The organism is Nocardia sichangensis, from assembly GCF_047200615.1.
In the GTDB taxonomy this organism is placed as follows: domain Bacteria; phylum Actinomycetota; class Actinomycetes; order Mycobacteriales; family Mycobacteriaceae; genus Nocardia; species Nocardia sichangensis.
Genome location: NZ_JBJZOK010000092.1, coordinates 1 through 1,882 on the forward strand (window position 1 = coordinate 1; position 1,882 = coordinate 1,882).

Genomic DNA, 1,882 nt, shown 5'->3' on the forward strand with positions numbered 1-1,882 from the left:
GGGACTGTGGATTGCTCCTCTGTCAAGCAGCGGTAGGAGTTTCCAGGTCGGCGAGCATGGCACGGTAGACGACGTCGGAGAGTCGGCGTTTGAGGATCCGTAGCGCCTCCATGCCGCCGTCGCCTTTGGCCTTGCGCCTGGCCAGCAGAGCTCGTGCGTCCGGGTGGCAGCGTGCCTGTGTGAGGGCGATGCGGTGGAGCGCGGCGTTGAGTTGGCGGTTCCCGGTGCGGGACAGACGGTGGCGTGCTCGGTTGGACGACCAGACCGGCAGCGGTGCGCTGCCGTTGTGGCGGGCGAAGGCGTCCTTGGATCGGAACCGGTCGACGCCGGCGGTCTCGCCGATGATCTTCGCCGCGGTCAAGGCCGCGCATCCGACGATGGCCAGCAGCGACGGCGCGATCCGTTGGACTCGTTCGCCGATCTCACCGGCCAGCTCATCGATCTCAATAGTCAGCCGTCGGCAGTGTTGGATCAGGGTCATCGCCAGGCGGGCGACGAGCTCGTCGAACTGGGCCAAGTGGGCCGCGACGCGGTCGTAGGCGCTGGCGCGTTCGAGCTTGCCCGGCGGCAGCCAGCCCGGATCCAGCTCGTGCAGGTGCCAGCGCAGCCGTGCGATCACCCGAGTGCGCTCGGCAACGAGGTCTTCTCGGTGGTCGACCAGCAGCCGGAGCTCGCGTTCGACTCCATCGAGCCGGGCCACCGGCAGGTCGGGTTCGCGCAACGCAGCCCGGGCGATGGCTAACGCGTCGATCGGGTCGGACTTGCCGTAGGTTCGCGCCGAATCCCTGGCGTGAGCCATCAGTTTCGGTGGAACCCGGACCACGCGCTCGCCAGCGGCGATCAGGTCGCTTTCAAGGCGACGGGTCATGTTCCGGCAGTCTTCCAGCGCCCATAGCCGTTCCGGATCGGCCTGTGCCCGCGCCCATTTCAGCAGCGCCAGATGATCAGTGCTCGTTGTTCCGACGGTTTTGGTGGACAGTTTCCGGCCGAGCTCGTCAGCGGAGACTGCGGTGTGGGTGCGCTTGTGCGCGTCGATTCCGATGACCATCATTGGTGCGTGTCAACCCTTTTCGATCGCGGTGTGGCACGGACCGGTCGGAAGGCACTCCCCAGTCAGGGCGATGCCACGCTCCTCTCAAGCCATCCCGGCCGGTCCCGGGTGTCGGCCGGCCGCAGAATCCACAACAGCCACGCAAGCGGGAATTTAACGGTAGAGCGAACCGGCCGACCCCGTGATCGTGACACTGGATCTAACGGTGTTTCCGGCCTGATTCGCTGACCGGATGGTCAGCGGGAAGGTGCCGTGATGACGACACTTGATGTCGTGGCGAAGGAGAAGGCCGAGGCCTCGGCCGAGCAGCTGGCAGCGGCGGAGTTGGTCCGGATGGCCAAACAGCAGGGCTTGTCCCTGACGGGGCCGGAGGGGCTGCTCCAGCAGTTCACCAAGACCGTCCTCGAGACCGCGCTGAGCGAGGAGATGACCGAGCACCTGGGATACGAACCCAACCAGGCGCCCGAGGACCGGGACTTGGTGAATGTGCGTAATGGACGCGGTCGAAGACGGTGTTGACGATCCGGTGTGGGAGTCCGAGGAGCTGAAGGCGCTGCGCCGCGAGGTGGCCGAATTGCGGAGGGCCACCGATATTTGCGGACGTTGCGGACGGCGAGCGCGTTTTTCGCAGCGGCGGAGCTCGACCGCCGACTGCGGTGATCGTCGACTACATCGACGCTCACCGCCACCGGTTCGGGCCGACCCGATCTGCCGTGTGCTCACCGAGCACGGGGTCAAGATCGCCCCGTCCAGCTACTACGCCACGAAGAAGCGCGCCATCAGCGATGCGGTCTGGGCTGATGCACACGCGGCCGACGCGGTGTTCGACCT

At 66.5% G+C, this 1,882-nt stretch carries 1 protein-coding gene, 2 pseudogenes and 1 other annotated feature; of the genes and pseudogenes, 2 read left to right on the forward strand and 1 reads right to left on the reverse strand.

The features are described 5' to 3' along the window. Positions 1 to 22: 22 nt before the first annotated feature. On the reverse strand, positions 23 to 1,051 hold the full coding sequence (locus tag ACL03I_RS39230; RefSeq protein ID WP_412808631.1) for an IS110 family RNA-guided transposase: 1,029 nt from the start codon (positions 1,049 to 1,051) through the stop codon (positions 23 to 25). Between the two features lie 252 nt (positions 1,052 to 1,303). On the opposite strand from ACL03I_RS39230, the pseudogene ACL03I_RS39235 reads away from it, so the two are divergent. Further along, a pseudogene (locus tag ACL03I_RS39235) lies at positions 1,304 to 1,584 on the forward strand (transposase); the annotation flags it as partial. 8 nt (positions 1,585 to 1,592) lie between these two features. Then, a pseudogene (locus ACL03I_RS39240) lies at positions 1,593 to 1,882 on the forward strand (IS3 family transposase); the annotation flags it as partial. Then, positions 1,669 to 1,799 (forward strand) — a sequence feature (AL1L pseudoknot). Its footprint overlaps the pseudogene before it by 131 nt.

Excerpts from the sequence above, each read along its gene's own strand:
- ACL03I_RS39230 (WP_412808631.1), bottom strand. The coding sequence starts at position 1,051 with ATGATGGTCATCGGAATCGACGCGCACAAGCGCACCCACACCGCAGTC.